The 2,462-nt window shown below is 44.4% G+C and carries 2 protein-coding genes and 1 pseudogene; 1 reads left to right on the forward strand and 2 read right to left on the reverse strand.

Going from position 1 to position 2,462, the window contains the following annotated elements:
• Positions 1 to 239: pseudogene (locus Q0R35_RS16090) on the reverse strand (hypothetical protein); the annotation flags it as partial.
• 726 nt (positions 240 to 965) lie between these two features.
• Entirely contained in the window at positions 966 to 1,091 is a 126-nt protein-coding gene (locus tag Q0R35_RS16095; RefSeq protein ID WP_295620619.1) for a hypothetical protein, read from the reverse strand.
• Between the two features lie 50 nt (positions 1,092 to 1,141).
• Here Q0R35_RS16095 and csaB point away from each other — a divergent pair, with 50 nt between their 5' ends.
• Positions 1,142 to 2,185, forward strand: coding sequence for a polysaccharide pyruvyl transferase CsaB (gene csaB, locus Q0R35_RS16100; RefSeq protein WP_295620622.1), 1,044 nt, complete (start codon positions 1,142 to 1,144; stop codon positions 2,183 to 2,185).
• The last annotated feature ends 277 nt before the right edge of the window (positions 2,186 to 2,462 follow it).

Below are 2,462 nucleotides of genomic sequence, written 5' to 3' on the forward strand. Positions count from 1 at the left end.
CCAGTCGCTACCGCAGCGGAGAGTTCTTGCACCCCATTACCACCGCCAGAGGCATTTCCACCAGGGTTGATGGAGAAGTTGCCACTAGTGGGGCCGCATTTACACTCTTGGAATTTAATTGATACCGCAGCCGCAGTCGAACCAGTAGAACCAGTAGACACGGGATTGGCAACAGCAGCCAGCGGACACAAAATTGAAGCAGTCGCAATAGCCAGCGTAAATTTAGATGAGAAATTCATAATTTCTACCTTCCTTATTTGCAGTAAGTAATGTACGATCTTGGGAATAAGTTTTATAAAATCTAGCTCGTCAACAAATTTAGTTGAGAACGATGGCTATAGAGATCTAACTCTAGACCATTCAATCGATCTGAAGTTGTCGGGTTTCTTTTTTTAGAGATCGACTTGCTCCTATTCACCATCTACAGCGATAACCGATCTCAAGTCCGATCGACGCTGGTAATGAATATGTACCCGAATCCGCTGTCTGAATTGGATTAATTAGATAATTAAACGCGATTCCGTAGCGCGGACGCTGTGCCTGTGGCAGGCGATCGCTAATGCGAATGGGATTACGGACAAGCTGACAATTATTTGTTAAGAAACTTCTCTAGCACATCCTGAGTTCTTAATCTATTTTTACATAACGGTTGCTAACCTGTTAGGTAAACACAACTTAATTAGTTCGGAGCCTTTTGCAGAGATTTCACTGAATTCATCATACGACTTTAGCTCGATTTTGACAATAGCTACAACTATGGTTTATGCGAATAAACTACTCTTTTCTCTACATGTTTATGCTGTCTAGCCATGTTAAAAATTGTATAGACATAGTTAGGGATTCGATCGAACCATTCGATCGATTATTATTTATTTTTTAACAAATAACTTCGTTATAATTTCGTTAGATTTACGCGATCGAATGGACTTATCTAGTTAGGTACAAATAGATTTAAGCCAAATTACTTAAACAGATCGATCGCCTGTGAATTGACGATCGCCCATCGAGTTATGTTCGATCGACAGTAGATGCTTTAAATCGATCGAAACGGTGGGCGATGCTCCGGGCGCAGCAGACCGATTATCCAACATTCGGACTAGTGTAGAATAGCCTGTAAGATATCGATCGGGTGTATGAGCGAATGAGTGAAATTCAGGCTGTGCTGTGTGGCTATTATGGCAAAGGTAACGGTGGTGATGAAGCATTGCTCGCGTCGATGCTAGAGATGTTACCGTCACATGTAAAACCATTAGTACTTTCAGCCGATCCTCGCGCGACATCTAAAAGCTATGGTGTCAGAAGTTACGATCGGATGAACAGCGGTTCTGTCGTGCGCGCGCTCAAAGAGTCGCAAGTTTTGATTTTAGGCGGTGGCAGTTTGATTCAAGATGCCACAAGTATTCGCAATTCGATCTATTATGGAGGGCTAATTGGGTTAGCGCGGCAATTTGGATTACAAACATTCGCGATCGCGCAAGGCATCGGCCCTTTAAATAAACCCCTAACGCGGTGGATTGCCAAACGCGCCTTTGAAAACTGCACCGCTGTCAGCGTCAGAGATCCAGCCTCCGCCGCCTTAATCGAACAGTGGGGAATATCTGGCATTATGGCTCCCGATCCCGTCTGGAGTCTGGCAGCCACTCCCATCCCCGAACTTGCAGGTATATCCAGCCCCAAAATCGCCGTCACCCTGCGATCGCACCCCAAATTAACAGCAACTAGCCTAAATACTCTCACTCAAGCCTTAGCCAGCTTGCAAGCTAGCACTGGCAGTCATATTTTACTCGTCCCCTTCCAACCAACTACCGATTTAGAAATCGCCCAGCAAATTCAAGCCCAATTAACCGATAATAGTCAGATAATTACCCTCAGCAACCCCAAGCAACTTAAAGGTTTATTTCAAAACGTAGATCTGGCGATCGGAATGCGCTATCACAGTCTGATTATGGCAGCAGCCGAAGGCTGTAAATGTTGGGCAATTAGTTACGACCCAAAAGTGAGTAAACTAATGACAGAAATCGACATCCCTGGCTGGGAATTAGCCGATATCCCCACCGATGCCAATGCGATCGCGCAAACGTGGCAATCGCACCTCACCACGGGTACCGCACTCAGCTCCCAATTACTCCAAACCCTCCACCAATCATCACTAGCTCACAAAAATCTGCTAATTTCTAAGCTTTAGGCTTTAGATGTTAGGTATTAGGCTTTAGGTGTTAGGTATTAGGCTTTAGGTATTAGGTATTAGGCTTTAGGTATTAGGTATTAGGTTTTAGGTTTTAGAAGTAATTGCACATCTACTCCTTACTTCTTACTCCTTACTTCTTACTCCTTACTTCTTACTCCTTACTCCTTACTCCTTACTCCTTACTCCTTACTCCTTACTCCTTACTCCTTACTCCTTACTCCTTACTCCTTACTCTCCGTCCCCCCATCCCAATCCTGCCATGTCCCAAGCAGAA

The organism is Chamaesiphon sp. GL140_3_metabinner_50, from assembly GCF_025361915.1.
GTDB lineage: Bacteria > Cyanobacteriota > Cyanobacteriia > Cyanobacteriales > Chamaesiphonaceae > Chamaesiphon.